13 protein-coding genes, 3 pseudogenes and 1 riboswitch are annotated in these 19,907 nt (G+C 38.6%); of the genes and pseudogenes, 8 read left to right on the top strand and 8 right to left on the bottom strand.

Annotated elements, in window-relative coordinates; genetic code table 11:
- Positions 1–253: 253 nt before the first annotated feature.
- The 3 genes from ABD917_RS06580 to ABD917_RS06570 all read left to right on the top strand — a co-directional run bounded on the left by ABD917_RS06580 (position 254) and on the right by ABD917_RS06570 (position 3,482).
- A complete protein-coding gene (locus ABD917_RS06580) occupies positions 254–646 on the top strand; it encodes a Fur family transcriptional regulator (protein WP_345119305.1) in 393 nt (130 codons plus the stop codon).
- Between the two features lie 154 nt (positions 647–800).
- Positions 801–1,892, top strand: a complete 1,092-nt coding sequence (locus ABD917_RS06575; protein ID WP_345119304.1) for an HlyD family secretion protein — start codon at positions 801–803, stop codon at positions 1,890–1,892.
- Positions 1,893–1,910: 18 nt separating this feature from the next.
- A complete protein-coding gene (locus ABD917_RS06570; protein WP_345119303.1) occupies positions 1,911–3,482 on the top strand; it encodes a DHA2 family efflux MFS transporter permease subunit in 1,572 nt (523 codons plus the stop codon).
- Positions 3,483–4,620: 1,138 nt separating this feature from the next.
- Here the strand turns inward: ABD917_RS06570 and ABD917_RS06565 are convergent.
- From ABD917_RS06565 to trhO, 3 genes are all read right to left on the bottom strand, one after another.
- Complete coding sequence (locus ABD917_RS06565) at positions 4,621–5,205, bottom strand: GNAT family N-acetyltransferase (RefSeq protein ID WP_345119302.1); 585 nt, start codon at positions 5,203–5,205, stop codon at positions 4,621–4,623.
- 50 nt (positions 5,206–5,255) lie between these two features.
- On the bottom strand, positions 5,256–6,389 hold the full coding sequence (locus ABD917_RS06560) for a type III PLP-dependent enzyme (protein WP_345119301.1): 1,134 nt from the start codon (positions 6,387–6,389) through the stop codon (positions 5,256–5,258).
- A 1,137-nt stretch (positions 6,390–7,526) separates the two neighbouring features.
- A complete protein-coding gene (gene trhO, locus ABD917_RS06555) occupies positions 7,527–8,444 on the bottom strand; it encodes an oxygen-dependent tRNA uridine(34) hydroxylase TrhO (RefSeq protein ID WP_345119300.1) in 918 nt (305 codons plus the stop codon).
- Positions 8,445–8,559: 115 nt separating this feature from the next.
- Here trhO and eda point away from each other — a divergent pair.
- Positions 8,560–9,225, top strand: a pseudogene (gene eda, locus ABD917_RS06550) (bifunctional 4-hydroxy-2-oxoglutarate aldolase/2-dehydro-3-deoxy-phosphogluconate aldolase).
- Here eda and ABD917_RS06545 read toward each other — a convergent pair.
- Positions 9,195–9,343: pseudogene (locus ABD917_RS06545) on the bottom strand (ferredoxin--NADP reductase); the annotation flags it as partial. The pseudogenes eda and ABD917_RS06545 sit on opposite strands and share 31 nt — an antisense overlap.
- Before the next feature lie 545 nt (positions 9,344–9,888).
- Complete coding sequence (locus ABD917_RS06540; protein ID WP_345119299.1) at positions 9,889–10,719, bottom strand: ferredoxin--NADP reductase; 831 nt, start codon at positions 10,717–10,719, stop codon at positions 9,889–9,891.
- A 994-nt stretch (positions 10,720–11,713) separates the two neighbouring features.
- Between ABD917_RS06540 and alr the strand changes: the two genes are divergently transcribed.
- Complete coding sequence (alr, locus tag ABD917_RS06535; protein ID WP_345119298.1) at positions 11,714–12,832, top strand: alanine racemase; 1,119 nt, start codon at positions 11,714–11,716, stop codon at positions 12,830–12,832.
- A gap of 292 nt (positions 12,833–13,124) precedes the next feature.
- Here the strand turns inward: alr and gcvP are convergent, their stop codons facing one another.
- Genes gcvP through gcvT form a run of 3 tightly spaced genes read right to left on the bottom strand, consistent with a single transcriptional unit; the run spans position 13,125 to position 17,419 of the window.
- The gene (gcvP, locus tag ABD917_RS06530; RefSeq protein WP_345119306.1) at positions 13,125–15,920 is read right to left on the bottom strand and encodes an aminomethyl-transferring glycine dehydrogenase; all 2,796 of its coding nucleotides are present in this window, start codon (positions 15,918–15,920) and stop codon (positions 13,125–13,127) included.
- Between the two features lie 5 nt (positions 15,921–15,925).
- The gene (gene gcvH / locus ABD917_RS06525; RefSeq protein WP_345119297.1) at positions 15,926–16,294 is read right to left on the bottom strand and encodes a glycine cleavage system protein GcvH; all 369 of its coding nucleotides are present in this window, start codon (positions 16,292–16,294) and stop codon (positions 15,926–15,928) included.
- 6 nt (positions 16,295–16,300) lie between these two features.
- Positions 16,301–17,419, bottom strand: a complete 1,119-nt coding sequence (gcvT, locus tag ABD917_RS06520) for a glycine cleavage system aminomethyltransferase GcvT (RefSeq protein WP_345119296.1) — start codon at positions 17,417–17,419, stop codon at positions 16,301–16,303.
- A gap of 136 nt (positions 17,420–17,555) precedes the next feature.
- Positions 17,556–17,655: riboswitch (glycine riboswitch) on the bottom strand.
- 459 nt (positions 17,656–18,114) lie between these two features.
- Between gcvT and ABD917_RS06515 the strand changes: the two genes are divergently transcribed.
- The 3 genes and pseudogenes from ABD917_RS06515 to ABD917_RS06505 all read left to right on the top strand — a co-directional run bounded on the left by ABD917_RS06515 (position 18,115) and on the right by ABD917_RS06505 (position 19,753).
- Positions 18,115–18,777, top strand: coding sequence for an LON peptidase substrate-binding domain-containing protein (locus ABD917_RS06515; RefSeq protein WP_345119295.1), 663 nt, complete (start codon positions 18,115–18,117; stop codon positions 18,775–18,777).
- Positions 18,778–18,791: 14 nt separating this feature from the next.
- On the top strand, positions 18,792–18,998 hold the full coding sequence (locus tag ABD917_RS06510) for a Trm112 family protein (RefSeq protein ID WP_345119294.1): 207 nt from the start codon (positions 18,792–18,794) through the stop codon (positions 18,996–18,998).
- 374 nt (positions 18,999–19,372) lie between these two features.
- Positions 19,373–19,753: pseudogene (locus ABD917_RS06505) on the top strand (helix-turn-helix domain-containing protein).
- The last annotated feature ends 154 nt before the right edge of the window (positions 19,754–19,907 follow it).

Here is a 19,907-nt window from a genome sequence, read left to right as displayed (position 1 = left end):
ACCATCGCAAGCAGAAACTGCCCTCGTCAACGAACGCTATATAGAACCCTTTCAACAAAAGAGTCAATATCATTTTTTTAAAAAAATGCGTTTTTATCCCTTTTTATAAAAACTAACTTAATTCACAAAATCATGTGTAGATATTTTAAAAACAAAAAAAGCTTCAAGACAGAGGATAGATATTTCGACAATTCACCATTGCACAAAGACCTCACACGCTCTATGATTTCTATAGAGTAATAGGAAGGTGTTAATGTCATCTAAACTTACGCGTAACCAAACACTGGTTCTAAACACTTTAAAGAATGCAAAAGGACCTTTAACTGCTTATGCAATTCTTGATCATTTACGCGATGAGGGATTTCGCGCACCTCTCCAAGTTTATCGTGCATTAGAAAAACTCGTACAATTAAAATGTATCCATCGTCTTGAAAGTGTAAATGCTTTCGTAGCCTGTTTACATCCTGACAATTGCCAACACGAACTCACAACCTTCATCATTTGCGAAAACTGTGGCAAGGTGAATGAAATACAAAATCAAGCGATTGTCTCTGACTTAAAACAAATGGTTCAAGCAATTGATTTTCAAGCGCGCAAGAGTACTTTAGAAATACGAGGCATTTGTAAAAAATGCACGGTAGAGTAATATCTCGATACTTGCAAGTTCCTATATTTAGCATTATGCTTGCAAGATTGTCTCATTGCTTGAAAAGCTTCAATTGTCCTTACATGCATATAACGCCCATGACAGTGGTACGCTTATTTCACTCATTGAAACATAAAATTGAAAGTGTAGAATTATGCCCATATCTGAGACAATTGTTTCAAACAGATATTTCAAAAAAACAAAGAATAAAATAGTTCATGTTCTTCTTATCATCCTTGCTCTTTGTGTGCTGTGGTTTAGCTATAAATGGATAACACAATGGCGTTATATGCTCACCACTGACGATGCCTATGTACAAGGAGATATAGCGGCTATTGCACCTAAATTAAATGGATATATAGAAAAAATCGCGATTAACGCCAACCAAACTGTAAAAAAAGATGATATCTTATTCCGCTTAGACAATGGCGATTATAAAATCGCCTTGGAACAGACAGAAGCCCGCCTCAACACACAACAAAAAACACTGCTACGTATTGATGCACAAATTACAGCTGCTCACAGTGCACTAGATGATGCACAAGCACAAAAAACTGCTGCTTCCGCTATAGCAACCAATGCGCAACTCACTCTAAAACGTACTACAGAGCTTAAAGACAGTCGTTATGCTCCTCAAGCAGATCTTGATGATGCCAAATCAGCTTACCAACAAGCTATTGCAAATGTTAACCGTGCCGATGCACAAATAGCTGCAGCACGTGCGAATATTCAAGTGCTAGAAGCACAACGAAATGAAACAGAAAGCCAAACAAAAAGCTTAGAACTCACCCGTAAAAAAGCACAACGTGATCTTGATTCAACCATTATACGGGCTCCATTTGATGGGATTATTGGCAATTTGACGGCAAAAACGGGAGATTTTGTTGCAAATGGCCAACGTCTTGCAGCATTAGTCCCTACACAGAAACTTTATATTGACGCAAACTATAAAGAAACACAGTTGCAAAATATTCGCGTTGGACAAACGGCTTATATTACTGTTGATGCTTTCAAAAAAAATGTTTTTACAGGAATTGTTCTTTCTATTGCACCGGCAACAGGGGCTGTGTTTTCCCTGCTCCCTCCACAAAATGCCACGGGCAATTTCACCAAAATCGTTCAACGAATTCCAGTACGGATCTCTATTCCAGAAGACGTCTTAAAAACCGGACATATTAGAGCAGGAATGAGTGTCTCTGTAGAAATTGATACACGAACAAAGCCACAAGACAAAAATCTCTTATAAAAAGTAAATGATCTTACTATGACATCTCCCCTATCAGAGGCAAAACATTCTCAAGAGCACATCGAAATCCGTAAAATCGTGATTTTTATTGCTATGGCCTTTGGTATGTTTATGGCTATTTTGGACATTCAAATCGTTTCCTCCTCTTTAGCTGAAATTCAAGCGGGTCTTGCAGCAAGTTCTGAAGAGATTTCATGGGTTCAAACTTCCTACCTCATCGCTGAAGTCATTATGTTGCCTCTTTCTGGTTTCTTAGGAAGATTGCTTTCAACACGCGTCTTCTTTACTATATCGGCTATTGGATTTACGATTACCTCTATTCTTTGTGCAACAGCAACATCTATTGAAGAGATGATTATCTACCGTGCACTCCAAGGTTTTATCGGTGGAGGAATTATCCCAAGCGTTTTTGTTGCCTCTTATATTCTTTTTCCTCCTTCCAAACGTCCAATTGTCACCCCTATTGTTGGACTAGTAGCAACACTAGCTCCGACCATTGGCCCAACTGTGGGAGGCTATCTTTGTCATATCTCATCATGGCATTGGCTTTTTCTCATCAATGTACCCTGTGGCATTATCATCTCAATTCTTGCTTGGAAACTGATTGATTTTGATAAAGCAAACCCTTCTTTAATGGCCAAATTTGACTGGTTAGGCCTTATATCTATGGCTGTTTTTCTCGGAACTTTAGAATATGTTCTAGAAGAAGGAGCACGCCATGATTGGTTTAGCGATAAACTGATTCTCAATATGTTTATTATCATGATCTTGTCTGCAGTTTTTTTCTTCTGGCGCACTTTGACTGCAAAAGAACCGATCGTTGATCTTACGACTTTTGCCAATTTTAATTTTTCAACCGCAGCCATTTTTTCTTTTATGCTTGGCATAGGCCTTTATGGACTCACATATCTTTATCCTGTCTATTTGAGCCAAATTCGCCATTATGATGCCCTCATGATCGGAGAAACATTATTCATCTCAGGATTTGTCATGTTATTAACCGCGCCTATTGCTGGGTTTCTTTCAACACGCATCGATGAACGTTTAATGATGGCAATAGGACTTTTTGGTTTTGCTTTAGGAACCTGGTTGGCAAGCTCCATCACAGATAACTGGGATTTTTGGGAACTGTTTTGGCCTCAAGTTTTCCGTGGTGCTTCTATTATGTTATGCATGGTTCCTGTGAACAATATTGCTCTTGGAACACTCCCGCCAGAACGTATGCAAAATGCCTCTGGACTTTTTAATCTTACACGTAATCTTGGTGGTGCTGTAGGACTTGCTATTATTAGCACTCTTATGACAAAACGCACAGATCTCCACTATGAACGAATAGCCGAAACTCTCCAACAAGGAAATAGACAGGCAATGGAAATGCTTTCAAGCCTCACTGCATACTTCAAAACGGCAACCTTTGATTCTCATACACTTGCGCTCTTCCAACTTTTTAATATGGCGCGTATACAAGCAATGGTTATGGCTTTTAGCGACATTTTTTTGATCATGACTATTATTTTTTTCGTCTTGACATGCATGACTGTTTTTCTCAAAAAAATACCACAACTCATCGATAGCCCCTCAGGTCACTGAGTCCTGCCCTCGAAAGTTATAAAATATTCTTTTATCTTTCATCAATCGCTTCTCGCGCGCCCCTATGACGTTATCTCTTTCAAAAAAATAATATGGGTGACATAGCCTGAAATACTCAATGCCTATGCCTCATCAAAATCCTACTAAGTGCAAAAGTATCTGCAGACTTTTAAAAATTACCTGCTTATAAATAAAAAATTGTACAGTTTGAGATTATAAAACAACAAAGCTCTTACCTTATCTCAAATGCTTGTAAATTCTTCTCCCGTACAGATAAAATAGAAAAAAACATCTTTATGATGGCTTTTTCTCCCTGATTCTATGATAAAAAAATCATTGAAAGAGTATTCACGTCTTTATGAGAGACAACATTGTAATAATATGACTTTGTTTTTAAATACGTAAATTGATTGTTCTACTCAACTCTAAAAAAAGCTTACACTTTCATTATAATTGCACTATCAAGAACCTCTTCCCCACTATTTTATGGCTGTTTCTCTTTAAATACAGTGGTAAAATTGATGAGTTATCATGCAACATTTAACCCCTTTGTCTAACACAATGGCATGCAAAACTATCACATACAACAGTAGTATGTTTGTCATTGTCAATACATTCATCTATACACTTGATTCAAGCTATGAAAAGCGCATATTTGCATGACTGAGTATAGTAGAGAATCTGCCTTAGTAAAAAACCTTTTAAAAGGTAACTTCCCTTATCGAGAAGTCATCATTTTAATTCGCAAAATCTAAACCATATAAACTGAACTAAATATTTTCGTTACAACTGCATCTATAATCTCAAAAGAGATTAATCTGTTTAGATATCGTAAATTATTGAGATATATGACTCTTTCAAAACGAAGTTTTAAGACAATTTCTGCTGTTCTTCCCTCTATTTAAACTTCTAATGGAGAGCTTTTTGAAACAATGGAAAAACTCTACAAAAAGAGCAATAAAAGATAACATCAATATTTTTATCAAAAACTCCTTAAAAACAAGGCAAAATGCAAATGCAAGCAAAAACACGCGAGGTAACAAAGCTATCTTAAAATTCTATATTTCACGGCAAACCTTGCCATACATAAAACGGAGTGTTCTTTAATAACTGTATTGTTAAAAAATAAATAAGCCTTTTAAGCCACTTTATGACGCTGAAAGCGATTCAAAATTTCTCGTTCTCCACTAGGAATCAGAGTACCATGACACGCGGCAAGATATTCTGGTATCAATTCCAACGCTTGAAAACGATGTTTCTCATAAGGACCAGGCATTGCCAAATTTTTTGTGAGACTATTTGAAAAACCAAAACGCTGATAAAATGCACAATCACCCACCAAAAAAATGGCACCATAACCGAGCTCTTTTGCCGTTTTAATTGCATGTTGCATAAGAACGGATCCTATCCCCATACCAGAATATTCTTCTGCAACAGCCAGAGGTCCCAAAAGCAAAGCATGTTGCATTGCATTTTGTCCTTTTTTAAACTGAACATGCCAAAGACGTACACTGCCCACAAGCTCTCCAAGCGTATTTTTAACAACAAAAGACAGCCCACACGCAGCCAACCTGCCACGACGCAAAGCCTCTGATGACTTACGCTTGCGCCCCTTTCCCAGAACTAAATCAAGCAGTTGTTCCCGATACGGCGCGTCAGCCTCTTGCTCATATGCAAGGTTTAAAAGCATACCATCTTTTGTTTGAAAATGTATCATATCCATATTTGTCACACACCTACCCACTATACACTTTGTTATCAATAAAGAAAGACTTAAATTATATAGGATCGCAAAGGTTCAAACCCATTAAAGGCAACAGATGCGTAAGTTGCCGTGTAAGCACCCGTTCCATGAATCAACAACTCATCGCCCACTGTTAAAGATAAAGGGAGCAAATAAGGTGTTTTTTCATAGAGAACATCTGCCGAATCGCACGTTGGCCCCGCTAAAATGCAAGGCTCCATTGCCTTATCATCATGAGGCGTTTCAATAGGATAGCGAATTGCTTCATCCATAGTCTCAGTAAGACCGTTAAACTTTCCCACGTCAAGATAAACCCATCGGACATTATCATTGTCTGCTTTCTTGGAGATAAGAACAACTTCTGTACGAATAACACCGGCATTACCAACCATTCCACGCCCTGGTTCAATGATCGTTTCAGGAATACGATTGCCAAAATATTTCTTTAACGAATCAAAAACAGCCGTACCATAAGCTTGTTCGCTAGGAACATCTTTCAAATAACGTGTTGGAAAACCACCACCCATATTAACCAATTTCAAGGAAATTCCTTCGTTCTCCAAACGCTTAAAAACTGTAGCCGCATCCGATAAAGCACGATCCCACGCACCAAGATCTGTTTGCTGAGACCCGACATGAAAAGAAACACCATACGCCTCTAAGCCTAATTGATGTGCTCGACGTAATACATCAACCGCCATAGCAGGAACACAACCAAACTTACGAGACAAAGGCCACTCTGCACCTTTTCCATCAGTAAGAACACGGCAAAACACGCGAACCCCTGGAGCAACTCGTGCAATTTTCTCGACTTCTTCAATACAATCAACGGCATATAATGAAATACCAAGTGCATATGCACGGGCAATATCACGCTCTTTTTTAATCGTATTTCCAAAAGAAATACGATCACACGTTGCCCCTGCTTTTAAAGCCATTTCAATTTCTGCAACAGAAGCCGCATCAAAAGACGAGCCTAAAGAAGTAAGCAAACTCAAAATCTCAGGAGCTGGATTTGCCTTTATCGCATAGAAAATACGAGACTGCGGAAGAGCTTTTTCAAAATTTAAATAATTTTCACGGACAACATCAAGGTCAACAATTAAACATGGGCCTTCAGAATGATGTGTTGCAAGAAAATCGCGAATACGTTGCGTTACCATCACAAATTCTCCTAAGGGAATAAAATCCCTCCTCTATGCTTGGACAGCATAGAGCCGCCAATAGCCAAAAGACAAAACACATAGCTAATATCAGCACTCTGACTACCTTCATAATCAGAAAGAAACCAATATTGCATACAATGAAAAAACAGCGCAGAAACCGCGTTGTCCTATTTTATCTGCCTTTTTGATTGGAGTTAAGAAAACCATTTCCGCACTGAAGGCAATGAGGTGTGCCTCTATAGTTATCTCAGCATTTGGACAGCTGGAAGACACCAGAAAGGCCCGCACCGTCGTTGCTTCAAGATGTCCTCACTCTTTCGGTTGGCCGTAAGAATGACTGGAGAGGTTAGTTCCAGGTACCGTACCGGTTAATCTCACCATTTGAGAACCAGTGGACACCCACAGGCACGTGCGACTTTGGGCAAGGCTCCATATAAGATGAATTCCTATTCATTTCAATCATTTTTTTTATTTTAAACATTTTTTAATTTTTTAAGAGAATATGATGCAAAAAAATCACAAATTAAGTCACTTCATCTTTTTATAATGGCTTACAAACTTCATACCAAGCCCTTATCTTTGTGATACTTATTTACAATTTTGTTTTTAAAATTGCTTTGCTTAAGTTTTCGTGTCGGAGAATTACCTGTTACTCAATTTACAATGACAATTCCTATGGATCTCTGAACGTTCCATCATAACAATGCTTATAATAATGCGTTCGATAGCATCGCTGTCTTTATATTTATGAAATCATGAGCCAATCATCCTCATCTTCACCCCACACATAGACTGATCCCTTTACATAAATAATGCATTCATTGCATATTTTACCTAAACAAGCATCAACTCACACGCTCCTTTATGCTCTCTCCTTCATAAAAACTATCATTGAATAGTTTTTAGTAATTCAGAGTTAAAACAATTTGTAATCAACCAAATATAAGGAATTAAAGGAAACTGATTATAAAAATAACCAATGAGAATTTAATCCTTATAATCCAATAGCTTAAATTTTCACAGCAAACAAAAACCGAGCAATGCTGAACCTTCTAAAATATTTTTCAAAAATCATTGAAAATTTTTCTCTCTTAATAAAAAAGTGAAAAATTTAAGTTTGACAAAAAAATGCCTTTAAGACTCTTGATGAGAATCAATTGCCCGCAATTTAGCTAATTGAAACTGCCTATGACGTTCGCGAAAACGCTGCCTATCAGCTTCACTACGTGTTTCATAACAAGCATCACATGAAACACCTTCTTCATAATGAGGTGACAATTTACTTTCAGCATTAAGAGGAGAACGGCACGCACGACAAAGTTCACGTCCACATTCTTCAAGACCATGTTGAACAGAAACACGCTCATCAAAAACAAAGCACTCTCCCCACCACAAACTTTCTTCTTTTGGAATTGTTTCCAAATATTTCAGAATTCCGCCTTTTAAATGATACACCTGTTCATAGCCAAGCTCACGTACATAAGCTGTTGATTTTTCGCAGCGAATCCCGCCTGTACAAAACATGGCAATTTTCTTTTTCTTCTTTAAATCAGCTTCATGCTTGCGTACCCATTCAGGAAATTCACGAAATGTTTTAATAAGCGGATCAATTGCTCCTTGAAAACTTCCAATCGCATATTCATAATCATTACGCGTATCAATAAGGATTGTCTCTTCATCTTGAATAAGGGCATTCCAATCTTCAGGGTCAACATAAGTTCCAACAACCTTTAACGGATCAATACCTTCAACCCCCATTGTTACAATCTCTTTCTTCAACCGCACTTTCATGCGATGAAATGGCATTTTTGATGCCCATGAATATTTAATCTCCGGCATTTGAAACGCTGGCTCCGCCGTAATAAAACTCACTAATGTTTCAATTGCAGCACAAGACCCCGCAACAGTTCCATTAATGCCCTCTTTTGCCAAAAGCAGGGTCCCTTTGATATCATTTTCCCGACATAAATCCTGCAAAGGCTTTTGTAATTGACGATAATGCTTCAAATCTGCAAAGCAATAAAGTGCAGCAACTCTAAATTTTTTTTCCATGTTTTTTGCCATAACGCGCGTTTCATTCAATTTCAAGATTTATTCACCCACTCTTTAACATATTGTGATTAATCAAACTATAGTAAACAATATCACCTCTTAAGAGAAAAACATCATGTGCCAGAAAATAGATGCGCTTTTATCACTTATTCAACAACAAACTGTTATACCTATTTTGCAGATTGATAATCTGCAAAGTGCTATTCCCTTAGCACGCGCCCTTATTAAAGGCGGACTCAAAACAATTGAGATCACATTGCGAACTCCCAATGCATGCGATGCAATAAAAGCAATTACACAAGAAGTCCCGCAAGCAATTGTTGGAGCAGGAACGATTCTTAACACAAAGCATTATGAATAAGCCGAACGTGCAGGAGCAAAATTTATTGTAAGCCCTAGTTTCTCAAATCAATTAATCAATTGTGCACATAACAGTGAAATCCCTTTTCTACCTAGCGTGATGACACCAAGTGAATTAATGCAAGCGTGGAATAAAGGCTATTTATATTGCAAATTTTTTCCTGCCAACGCAGCAGGAGGGATCACCTTTATTCAAGCCTTGGCATCTCCCTTCTCTGAAATCCGGTTTTGCCCAACAGGCGGTATTACACAAGAAAATGCAAGGCAATGGCTCCAACTTTCTAACGTCTTTTGCGTTGGCGGTTCTTGGATAGCTCCAAAGCAGCTTATAGCAGCAGGAGATTGGGATGCAATAAGCACATTAGCACATGCAGAAACACAGCTCTCCTCTCACCCTATAAAAGCACGCTCCACAACATAAGACGCTGGCTCATTATAAACTCCTTCAACAAGACAAAAGGATCACACATCTTTTTACAATCCTTCAGCATTGCCATAAAATCACAAATCATCACTAGGTCTCCATCAGGAAAAATTTTATTAACGAATCGTTTCCAATGTTGCTATAGCCCTTGGCAACTAAAATGAGATTTATAACAAGCATTTTTGACCTCTTTATTATAAAAAACCTTCAGGCCATACTGATTCTGCTTGTAATGTGCAAGCGAATGATTTTGATTGATTCAATAGGAGAGGATATGAAATAAGAGAGTCCCACAATATTCAGGGTTCTCATTCAAAATGAACAATCATATATTATACAAAATAATCACTCTCCATATACTCAAGAGATTCATGAGGGACACAGGATAAAACTTTAACTGTTGTACATATACGCCAATCATTGCATCTTGTTGTAAAAAGATGCCAAGATCTTTGGTACAAGCAAATGCATCTCACTGATAAGTTGTTTGAATAAGTACTATTTCTGAAAATTTTTATAAACTTCAAGACCACCAATCAAGACTTGAAAAAGCCCCCACTCCTGTTGAAAGAAGAGAAAGACACCTTTTCTAGAAATAAAAATATCAAAGACTTGTGTCCTGTAGATTTTCACACATAAAAATGTAAAGCACTTACACCATCATCCGACAAAAGCACGCTCCACAACATACGTAGCAGGCGCATTATTAGCACCCTCAACAAGACCAAAGGATTCGCACATTCTTGCACAGTCCTTCAACATTGCCATAGATCCACAAATCATCACGCGATCTTCATCAGGAGAAATTTTTGGTAAACCAGTCGTTTCAAAAAACGCACCGCTCTCCATAACAGTTGTAATGCGCCCCATATGCTCAGAAGATTCGCGAGTAGTCATAGGATAAAACTTCAACTGTTGTGTATATTCTCCAATCAATGGATCTTGCTGCAAAGAGGCAACAAGATCTTTCGCATAAGCAAGCTCATCTCGCTCACGGGTTGTTTGAATAAGCACGACTTCTGAAAATTTCTCATAAGTTTCAGGATCACGAACAAGACTTGCAAAAGGAGCCACCCCCGTCCCTGTGGAGAGCAGATAAAGACGCTTGCCAGGAATAAGAGCGTCAAGAACCAATGTCCCTGTCGGCTTCTTACGCATAAGCACCGTATCGCCAACTTTAATTTTTTGCAGATGTTCGGTTAATGGTCCCCCTGGAACTTTGATTGAGAAAAACTCAAGCTGTTCATCCCAAAAAGGGCTTGCAATCGAATAAGCACGATAAATTGGTTTTTGTGCATTTGGCAAACCAATCATCACAAATTCACCAGAACGAAAACGAAAACTTTCTGGACGGTTCAAGCGAAATTTAAACAAACGATCTGTATAATGATAAACTTCCTGAACAGTAAGCGCGAACACATTTTCAGGAATAGGAAAGCTTGACGCAACGCCGCTAATGTTTGACTGAACATGAGTAGCCGACATATTCATAAAACTGTTCCCTTATTTTCATTCAATCTGGAATCTTTAAAGTGATATAATATCTGTATCACCACCTGCCAATATTTTTCTTAAAATACAAATCATAAGATTAACACTTTTGTATCAAAATTAGTTGCAAAGAAAAAACACACAAAACACTAGATTGCATTATCATGATCAATGACAAACAAAAAAATGTAACGCAGGTATTTTTAACTATTTAAACAAATAACTATCCTTTTTATAACAGTCTGCTTCAACACAATTAAATTCATCAAAAAGCAATAGCCATTTTATAACATTCAACACGAGACAGAATGGCCGTTATTACTCGTATCTTTGCCAAAGCAAACGAGAATATTTCAGAATAAATTTTCACTCATAAAACCGCTTATATGTATACCGCTACATTTATGCTTGTTCTCTTTTGATTTCTATTTCAATAAACGAGGTTATGGATCACAAAAATGCCGAATAACCATCTTGGGAACGAATAACGGAAAAATCCACTGCTTTAGAGCGCTATCAGAAATAGTTTGTGCATTTAAACCATACCCATTAACAAGAACCACTTCAGATGAACAAGATGAAGATAGACTTCTAAGATTATTTACAGTATTGATGCAAACATTACCATTACAGGCAGCTTAATCCCCATAAGGATCATTGCAATTTCATAAGTATAAATGCTCTGCTTTGGCTGTATTATCGCCCATAGGAGATCGAAATATTGCACTTTGCATGCCCATAACAAAACAAAATAATATGTTCATAAAATACAAAAAGAAAATAAAATATTTGCGTGATTATACTAAAAATCAACATGTTACCTTAAAAGATTGCTTTGATGCTACATAATCTAGTATGAACTGCTCATGATTTTGTAATTTTGACAATAACAAATAACACCTAGATCCTTTTTATATATTAGATACCGTAGAAAACTATATGAAATAATCAAAGGGAACATTGTTTCTTACTGATTTTAAGAGAAAATTTAAAAATGAATAAATTTATGAATGATGAGGAAAATACATTCTTTCCTGCTACAGCTGTAGCAACTATTAACGTGAATGCTATTGTTGCAAATTACAAAACTTTAGCCAAACGTGTTGCTCCAACACAATGTTCAGCAGTTGTAAAAGCCAATGCCTATGGGTTGGGTGCACACAAAATTGCCCCTGCGCTTTATCAAGCTGGTTGTCGCAATTTTTTTGTTGCCAAAATCGAAGAAGCACTTCAATTAAAAACCATCTTACCAGAAAATGTTATGATTGCTCTTCTCAATGGGCTTCCACACACAGCAGAAGAATTTGTTGCACAATCGGGCATTATCCCTGTTCTCAATTCTTGGCATACTATCGAAGAATGGCAAAAACTTTGCCAAAAAAAGCATAAAAGATTTCCTGCAATCATTCAAATCGATACCCATATGAACCGATTAGGACTCGACAAACAAGAATTACAAAAACTCATCAAACAACCTACAATTTTCCAACAAGCAGAAATAAAATATATTCTCAGTCATTTAGCAAATGGAGAAAACGCCTCTCATTCATCCAATGAAACACAATTATCCGCTTTTAAAGCCATACTTACGCAGTTACCGGCCTGTAAAGTGTCATTTGCCAATTCTGGAGGAATCTTTCTTGGTTCAAATTTTTATTTTGATCTTGTCCGCCCTGGCATTGCGCTTTATGGTGTTAATCCCCATAGCAAACATCAAACCACTCTTAAACCCGTTATAAAACTTGAAGCCCAAGTTCTGCAAAGCCGCTTTACTGATACAGGAATGCCTGTTGGTTATGACGAAAGCTTTATTACCCGCAGACCAAGCACTCTGACAACCATTTCCACCGGTTATGCAGATGGTTGGCCGCGCATTCTTTCCAATAAAGGCAGCGTTTATTTCAAGGGGCACAAACTCCCTATTGTTGGACGCATTTCTATGGATTCTATTATAGTTGATGCTACTGATCTTGATAAAAAACCCCAAAGAGGTGATTGGGTAGAACTCATTGGCCCCCATCAAACCCTTGAAAAATTAGCAACCGATGCCAATACCATCCCTAATGAAATTCTCACTTCTTTAGGAAATCGCTATAAACGTATTTACATTTAAAGCTTTCTAAAAAAACAAAGTGATAAAATCATCCCTTTCACTAAAAAATTCTTCAGTGCTTTAAAATAGGATGAAACAGTCAAACATACAATTATACATCAATATGCCCTCCCCCAATTTTGTTCATCAATATTTTCATTAAAATACTTAAGCATATGAGGATAATAGAAATTATCAATTTATTTCAAAATGATCACGAGAGTAACGAAAAACAAAATCATTAAATTCGGAAGATATGACAATAAAAGCCCACACATTTTGTGTGGGCTTTTATCAGGATAAACAAATAAATTTAATAGCTGTTTCCCAATGGTGGACAAGAACAAATCAGCATTCTATCTCCAGCAACATTATCAATACGTGAAACAGGCGGCCAATATTTATTTGCTGGATCAAGAGAGCTATTGGGAAAAGCAGCTTCTCGTCGTGAATAAGGTCGTGCCCAAGCATCATCTACCGTATCAATCAATGTATGTGGTGCATGAAATAATGGATTATCGTCTTTTGGCCAAATACCACTACCGACTTTCTTAGCTTCTTCCGCAATAGAAAGCAAAGCATCACAAAAACGATCAATTTCTGCTTTGGGTTCTGATTCCGTTGGCTCAATCATCAAAGTTCCAAGAACAGGAAAAGACATTGTTGGCGCATGAAATCCGTAATCAATGAGACGTTTTGCAATATCATCAACACTGACCCCATATTGTTCTTTCAACACGCGTGTATCGACAATACATTCGTGAGCAACCCGTCCATTTTTGCCTCGATAAAGAATGGGATAAGCCTGAGAAAGACGCGCAGCAATATAATTGGCATTTAAAATTGCTGTTTGTGTTGCATATTTCAAACCATCAGCACCCATCATTCGAATATACATCCAAGTAATAACAAGAATAGATGCACTTCCATAAGGCGCTGCTGAAACAGCACAGGCGCTCCCCTGTTGTTCATGCCCCGGCAAAAATGGCGTAAGATGCTCTGCTACTCCAATCGGTCCCACACCAGGACCACCCCCACCATGAGGAATAGCAAATGTTTTATGAAGGTTCATATGACAAACATCTGCACCAATATCTGCTGGACGCGCAAGCCCAACAAGTGCATTCAGATTAGCACCATCAAAATAAACTTGCCCGCCATTTTCATGGATAACAGAGCAAATGTCCTTAATACTTTCCTCATAAACACCATGGGTGGAAGGATAGGTTATCATAAGAGCTGCCAAACGCTCCTTATGCAATTGTGCATTCATTTTGAGATCATCAATATCAACATCACCATCACTCAAGCATTTTACCACAATAACTTCCATGCCTGCCATATGAGCAGATGCAGGATTAGTACCATGGGCAGAAGCAGGAATAAGACAAATCGTACGTTGATGTTCTCCCCGCGATTGGTGATAGCGGCGAATTGCCAAAAGCCCTGCATATTCCCCTTGAGCACCAGAATTTGGCTGAAAAGAAACTTGTGCAAAGCCTGTAATTTCACACAACCACGCATTAAGTTGATGAATCATTTCCAAATAACCCACAACATCTTCTTGAGGTGCGAAGGGATGTATATTAGCGACCGTAGACCAACTCACAGGCATCAATTCAGCAGCCGCATTAAGCTTCATAGTACAAGAACCAAGTGGAATCATGGCCCGATCCAGCGCCAAATCCTTATCTGACAAACGACGTAAAAAGCGCATCATATCGGTCTCTGAATGAACCGCATGAAAAAAGGGCTGTGAAAGAAAAGCAGTATCACGCCCTTCTCCCATAAGTCTTGGAGAGGCTTCATCAACTAACCCTGCTCCAAAAAACTGTGCTAAAGCATGAGCATCCTCTTCTGTTGACAATTCATCAAAATTGATGGCAACACTATCATCATCGAGAACACGAAGGAGATACCCACTTGCTTTTGCTTGGCGTACAATCTCCCGTGCTTTTCCCTTAACAACAACGCTGACACAATCAAAAAAATATTTTCCTTCACAAGGAATACCTACTGCCTCTAAACTGACAACAAAACGGCATGTTAAATGATGAACGCGCCACGCAATCTCCTGTAAACCCTGTGGCCCATGCCAAACAGCATAAGCCGTTGCCATATTTGCTAACAAAGCCTGTGCTGTACAAATATTCGACGTTGCTTTATCTCGCCGTATATGTTGTTCACGTGTTTGCAATGCTAAACGAAAACAAACACGCCCTTTCGTATCTACGGATTGACCAACAATCCGCCCTGGAAGAAAGCGTGTGAGCGTATCACTAACTGCAAGATAACCAGCATGTGGTCCCCCAAATCCCATCGGAACACCATAACGTTGCATCGAGCCGACAACAATATCAGCACCCCATTTTGCTGGTGCCTCCATAAGGGTCAGCGCCAAAGGGTCAGCAACAACAATGACCAGCGCTCCTTTTGCTTTTGCCTCTTTAATAACTTCACTGTAATCATTAAAAAAGCCTTTTGTATCAGGCCAAGAAAGAACAATTGCAGCCGTATCAGAACAAATTTCGCTATTTTTGCTCATCTGAATACCTTGTGTTTGAGCACGTGTTTGTGCAACACCCAAGGTCTGAGGATGCAAAAGACTCTGAAGAGAAATCTTTGTTTTTTTCTCACGTGCAAAACGCACAGCTATTGCATTTGCTTCTGCTAAAGCAGTTGCTTCATCAAGCAGTGAAGCAGCGGCAACAGGCAAACCAGTAAGTTCACTAATGAGTGTCTGAAAGTAAAACAAAAGCTCTAAACGTCCTTGGCTAATTTCCGCCTGATAGGGTGTATAAGCAGTATACCAAGCTGGATTTTCAAAAAGATTCCGCAAAATAACGGGAGGCACAGATGTTCCATGATACCCCTGTCCAATAAAACTTTTATGTACCTTGTTCTGCCCCATTATTTTGGAGAGTTCTTCCAAGGCTTGACTCTCACTTGCTGCCTTTGGGAGATTAAGTGGTCGTCCCAAATGGATAGAGTGCGGAACAGCTTGAGAAACAAGCGTCTCAACACAATCAAGCTCTAAAACATCAAGCATTTTTTGTGTTTCATCGGGACGAAGCCCAATATGGCGAGAAAAAAAATGACGTCCTGACATAGCACTCATCCAATAAACGCCTTATAAGCAACCTCATCCATCAACCCTTCAAGTTGCGTTTCATCCTGCAATGTCATTTTCCATAACCAACCTTCTTTTTCGGCTTTCTGGTTCACCAATTCAGGATTATCTGCCAATGCCTCATTTATTTCGACCACTTCACCATCAAGGGGAGCATAAACATCCGAAGCTGCTTTCACCGATTCCACAACAGCAGCAGCATCCCCTTTGGAAAGTTGCGTTCCAGTCTGCGGTAAATCAACAAAAACCAAATCCCCTAGCTGTTCTTGCGCATAATGTGTAATGCCAACTCTAACTACTTGTCCTTCAACACACAGCCATTCGTGATCTTCTGTAAAATAAGTTTTAGACATAGAAATTTATCCTTTAAAATAACGTTGTTCAACAAAAGGAAGTGAATGAACAGACAGTACAATCTTTTTGCCACGCAGCTCTGTAAAGACTTCTGTTCCTTCAACTTTCCAACCAACAGGAACGTAACCCATCGCTACAGGACCATCAAAAGAAGGACCAAAACCACCTGATGTTACCACCCCAATCTGGTTACCCTCATCATCGAGCAGCACCGCGCCCGCACGAATAGGTTGACGTGTTTGCGGTTTTAATCCAACACGACAACGAGAAGGACCTCTCTCAAGTGCTTCAAGAAAAGCCTTTGCTCCATAAAACTGTGCTTTTTCTCGAACACTTTTAGGCACAGCCCATGTCAGAGCTGCATCAATGGGTGTGGTATCAGGCGTAATATCATTGCCATGCAAACACAACCCAGCCTCCAACCGAAGACTATCACGCGCCGCAAGTCCAATCCACTCAACACGAGAATCTTGGAGTAATTTTTCAGCCAATGCAGGCGCATACGCTATAGGGAGAGCAATTTCAAAACCATCTTCTCCTGTATAACCAGAACGGGTTATAAACCAATCTTGTTGTGGTTCAAACCCTTGCATAAACAACAACTCATTACCAGGCACTCCCGCATCCGCCATAACAGTCGCTGCTTGAGGACCTTGGAGAGCAAGCAAGACTCTTTCAAGAGCAATCACCTGACAGTCAAAATCAACAGCCCTCTTTTGCAATTCAGCAAAGTCACCTTCTGCGTTCCCAGCATTAGCAACCAACATAAAACGGCATTCCGTCAAACGCGTAATGATCAGATCATCCAAAATGCCAGCCTGCTCATTTAGCAAGTAATTATACCGTGAATGACCAATCTTTAACAATGCAGCATTAAGAGGAAAAGCATAGGATAAAAATTCTACTGCTTGTGGTCCCTCTACAGCGATCAATTTCATATGAGAAATATCAAAAAGCCCCGCATGTGCACGCGTATGAAGGTGCTCTTTCAAAACACCAAGAGGATAAGTCAAAGGCATTTCCCAGCCTGCAAAAGCTCCAAATTTTGCTCCAGCTTTTTCATGCAATTCATATAAAGGAAGTTTTTTTAAAGAAGATGTTTCAAATTCTTGTGATGTACCCATAATATCTCCAAAGTCGCGCTAACGCCATACACTATGGCTGTCTCTGCACCCCTCTGTCATAAACCTGAGAGACTCGCGAAAAGATCTTTCGCTTACACCTTCGGCGCGGACCTTTCCGACTTTCCAGATATGTCTTTCTTCTTTTACGGTCCTTAAGGCCTGAGAGATTATGGGCTGTTTTCCCCTTCGGCGGCATATGCAAAAACTTGCAATCTGCACTCTCCCGCAAAAGAATGAAAGAAACGACAACGCTCTTTCCGACATTTTTAGACCTATAGCCTATCTTTATCACGCTGTCATTAATAAAGTGATGAGAGCACTTTCATTTTAAACTTGCATAGTCTATTGCAAAAGCATTATAATGATTGGCCTTTTGAGCATTCTGAAATATCATAACTGGCCACATTTCAGAACATCAAGGAGAGAAAATCAAAGGCCATAAAAATACAGCTTGAAAAAAGCAGGGAGCTGCCCCCTCAAGCGAATCACCAAGCAATACCCCTCTTGCACAGTACAATCTAAAACAAAAGGTTTTCATATCTTTTAAAAGAGGTAAAGACTTCAGGTATTTTATCAAATAATTTAATATACAACAGGTTTATTTTTCTGCTTTGTAAATTTTTGTCTCTCAATAGTGTCATAAATTGCGTTTATTTACCTACCAAACTTCATCAAATAAAGGTTACAAAATACTCATGAAAGCTGGCAATATCTATTACAATTGCGAAAATGATCTCCCAAAGCAAATTGCTCTTTTCCCGCTAGAAGGAGCACTTTTACTACCGGGTGGTTTTTTATCGCTCAACATTTTTGAACCAGAAGCACTGGAAATGGTTGAAAATGTTATGCTGTCCAATCGTTTAATCGGGATCATTCAACCGCTTTCATCAGATACAGATCGCTTTTCCTCAAAACTTTACAAAATAGGCTGTATAGGGCGCATTACGAACTACAATGAAACAGGAAATGGTCAACTTTTCATTATCTTACAAGGTGTTTGCCGCTTTACCTTAGAACAAGAACTCGTGAATACAAAATCTTATCGAACCGCTCTCATCCGCTCAAACATAGAAGATTTACAAGAGCCTCTTATTGCAGAAAACATTAATCGAGACAATTTACTCAATATTGTTGAAAAATATCTCACAATAAATGAAATGGAATATAATTGGAGCAGTATTATACAAGCCCCCACCCCTCTATTGGTCAATGCTTTTTCAGCCCTTATCCCCTTTACACCAGCAGAAAAACAAGCTCTATTAGAAGCTCCAGATATTGGCAGCCGTGCTCAAACTCTTCTTGCTTTAACGGAACGCTCCCTCATGAAACAAACAGGGGAAGATTATCATTTAAACTGATGAGTATTGCTAATATGAAAAAAATGACCACCGATCCCAAAATGCTTGAATTGCTTGTCTGTCCACTTACAAGAGGCACGCTCTCTTTGAACAAAAAAACGCAAGAATTAATCTCACTCAAAGCAAAGCTCGCCTATCCTATTCGCGACGGCGTTCCCATTATGCTTGCCTCTGAAGCGCGTCCTCTGCACGACAATGAAAAAGCAACATCTGAACAATAACAAATCTTCGCACAGTTTTGCTCTGGAATAATCTATTATATCGAAATATCATCAAAACAGAGAAACATATTGCAAAGATTGCATATAAATTTTGTAAAAAAATAAACAAGCATCTCCCTTCAATTCTAATTGGCGATTTGAGAGAATTATCATTACGAATGAGCTTGTGATATTGGTCGTATACGCATCTATAGGGCCCCAGAAGCCCTAACATCGAACACAGAATAAATCTGCTTAATGGATATCCCAGAATTTCTGGGGGCTCTTGTTATGTCCAAGTGCCTCAAGCACTAAAAGCAAGGGGCTGATGCGATGTCAGCACTTCCAGCCCCCGAAATACCAATGCGAGGGCACTCGCATATAGGGGGAATAAAGTGAGCGCAAAAAATCCACATTTTAACCATATCTGCATAGGCAAAAAAATTCGTCTCAGCAGAAACATCATAGAGCTTTCGCAACAACAATGAGGCAGTCGCTTAGGTATTACTTTTCAACAAATTTAAAAATATGAAAAAGGCATAAATCGCGTTAGCACAGAACGCTTGCAAGAAATTGCCGATATACTGGATGTACCTGTTTCTTTCTTTTATGCTAATATAGCAACAAAAGAAAAGACTACAAATCTCCATGATGATAGAATATCAAGCAAAGCGGAATCTCTGCTTTTAAAAAATTTCAGAATGCTTACCCGCAAAAAACAAAAAGCAATCTTGCACTTAATTTCTTATGATGGAAACAGCAACTTATTTTCATGATTTCACTAAAGCTTTTTTATAAAAACTTTTATAACAGGAGAGCTTATTTAAGGGCTATAAGTAAAAAACAGTAACGATAAAAAACCGTTTGTCTTCCTTCATAGTATCATCAATTAATTTATTATCATTTATTATTTTATATATTGAATGCTCC

The sequence above is a fragment of the Bartonella pachyuromydis genome (genome assembly GCF_039543065.1).
Lineage (GTDB): Bacteria > Pseudomonadota > Alphaproteobacteria > Rhizobiales > Rhizobiaceae > Bartonella > Bartonella pachyuromydis.
The sequence above is the reverse complement of the archived record's forward strand: the minus strand, read 5'-3'. Positions and strand labels throughout refer to the sequence as shown.

Coding starts and splice junctions, on each gene's coding strand:
- gcvT (WP_345119296.1), bottom strand. CDS start 17,419: ATGGGTACATCACAAGAATTTGAAACATCTTCTTTAAAAAAACTTCCT.
- ABD917_RS06570 (WP_345119303.1), top strand. CDS start 1,911: ATGACATCTCCCCTATCAGAGGCAAAACATTCTCAAGAGCACATCGAA.
- ABD917_RS06565 (WP_345119302.1), bottom strand. CDS start 5,205: ATGGATATGATACATTTTCAAACAAAAGATGGTATGCTTTTAAACCTT.
- gcvH (WP_345119297.1), bottom strand. CDS start 16,294: ATGTCTAAAACTTATTTTACAGAAGATCACGAATGGCTGTGTGTTGAA.
- ABD917_RS06580 (WP_345119305.1), top strand. CDS start 254: ATGTCATCTAAACTTACGCGTAACCAAACACTGGTTCTAAACACTTTA.
- ABD917_RS06540 (WP_345119299.1), bottom strand. CDS start 10,719: ATGAATATGTCGGCTACTCATGTTCAGTCAAACATTAGCGGCGTTGCG.
- ABD917_RS06515 (WP_345119295.1), top strand. CDS start 18,115: ATGAAAGCTGGCAATATCTATTACAATTGCGAAAATGATCTCCCAAAG.
- ABD917_RS06560 (WP_345119301.1), bottom strand. CDS start 6,389: ATGGTAACGCAACGTATTCGCGATTTTCTTGCAACACATCATTCTGAA.
- ABD917_RS06510 (WP_345119294.1), top strand. CDS start 18,792: ATGAAAAAAATGACCACCGATCCCAAAATGCTTGAATTGCTTGTCTGT.
- ABD917_RS06575 (WP_345119304.1), top strand. CDS start 801: ATGCCCATATCTGAGACAATTGTTTCAAACAGATATTTCAAAAAAACA.
- alr (WP_345119298.1), top strand. CDS start 11,714: ATGAATAAATTTATGAATGATGAGGAAAATACATTCTTTCCTGCTACA.
- gcvP (WP_345119306.1), bottom strand. CDS start 15,920: ATGTCAGGACGTCATTTTTTTTCTCGCCATATTGGGCTTCGTCCCGAT.
- trhO (WP_345119300.1), bottom strand. CDS start 8,444: ATGGAAAAAAAATTTAGAGTTGCTGCACTTTATTGCTTTGCAGATTTG.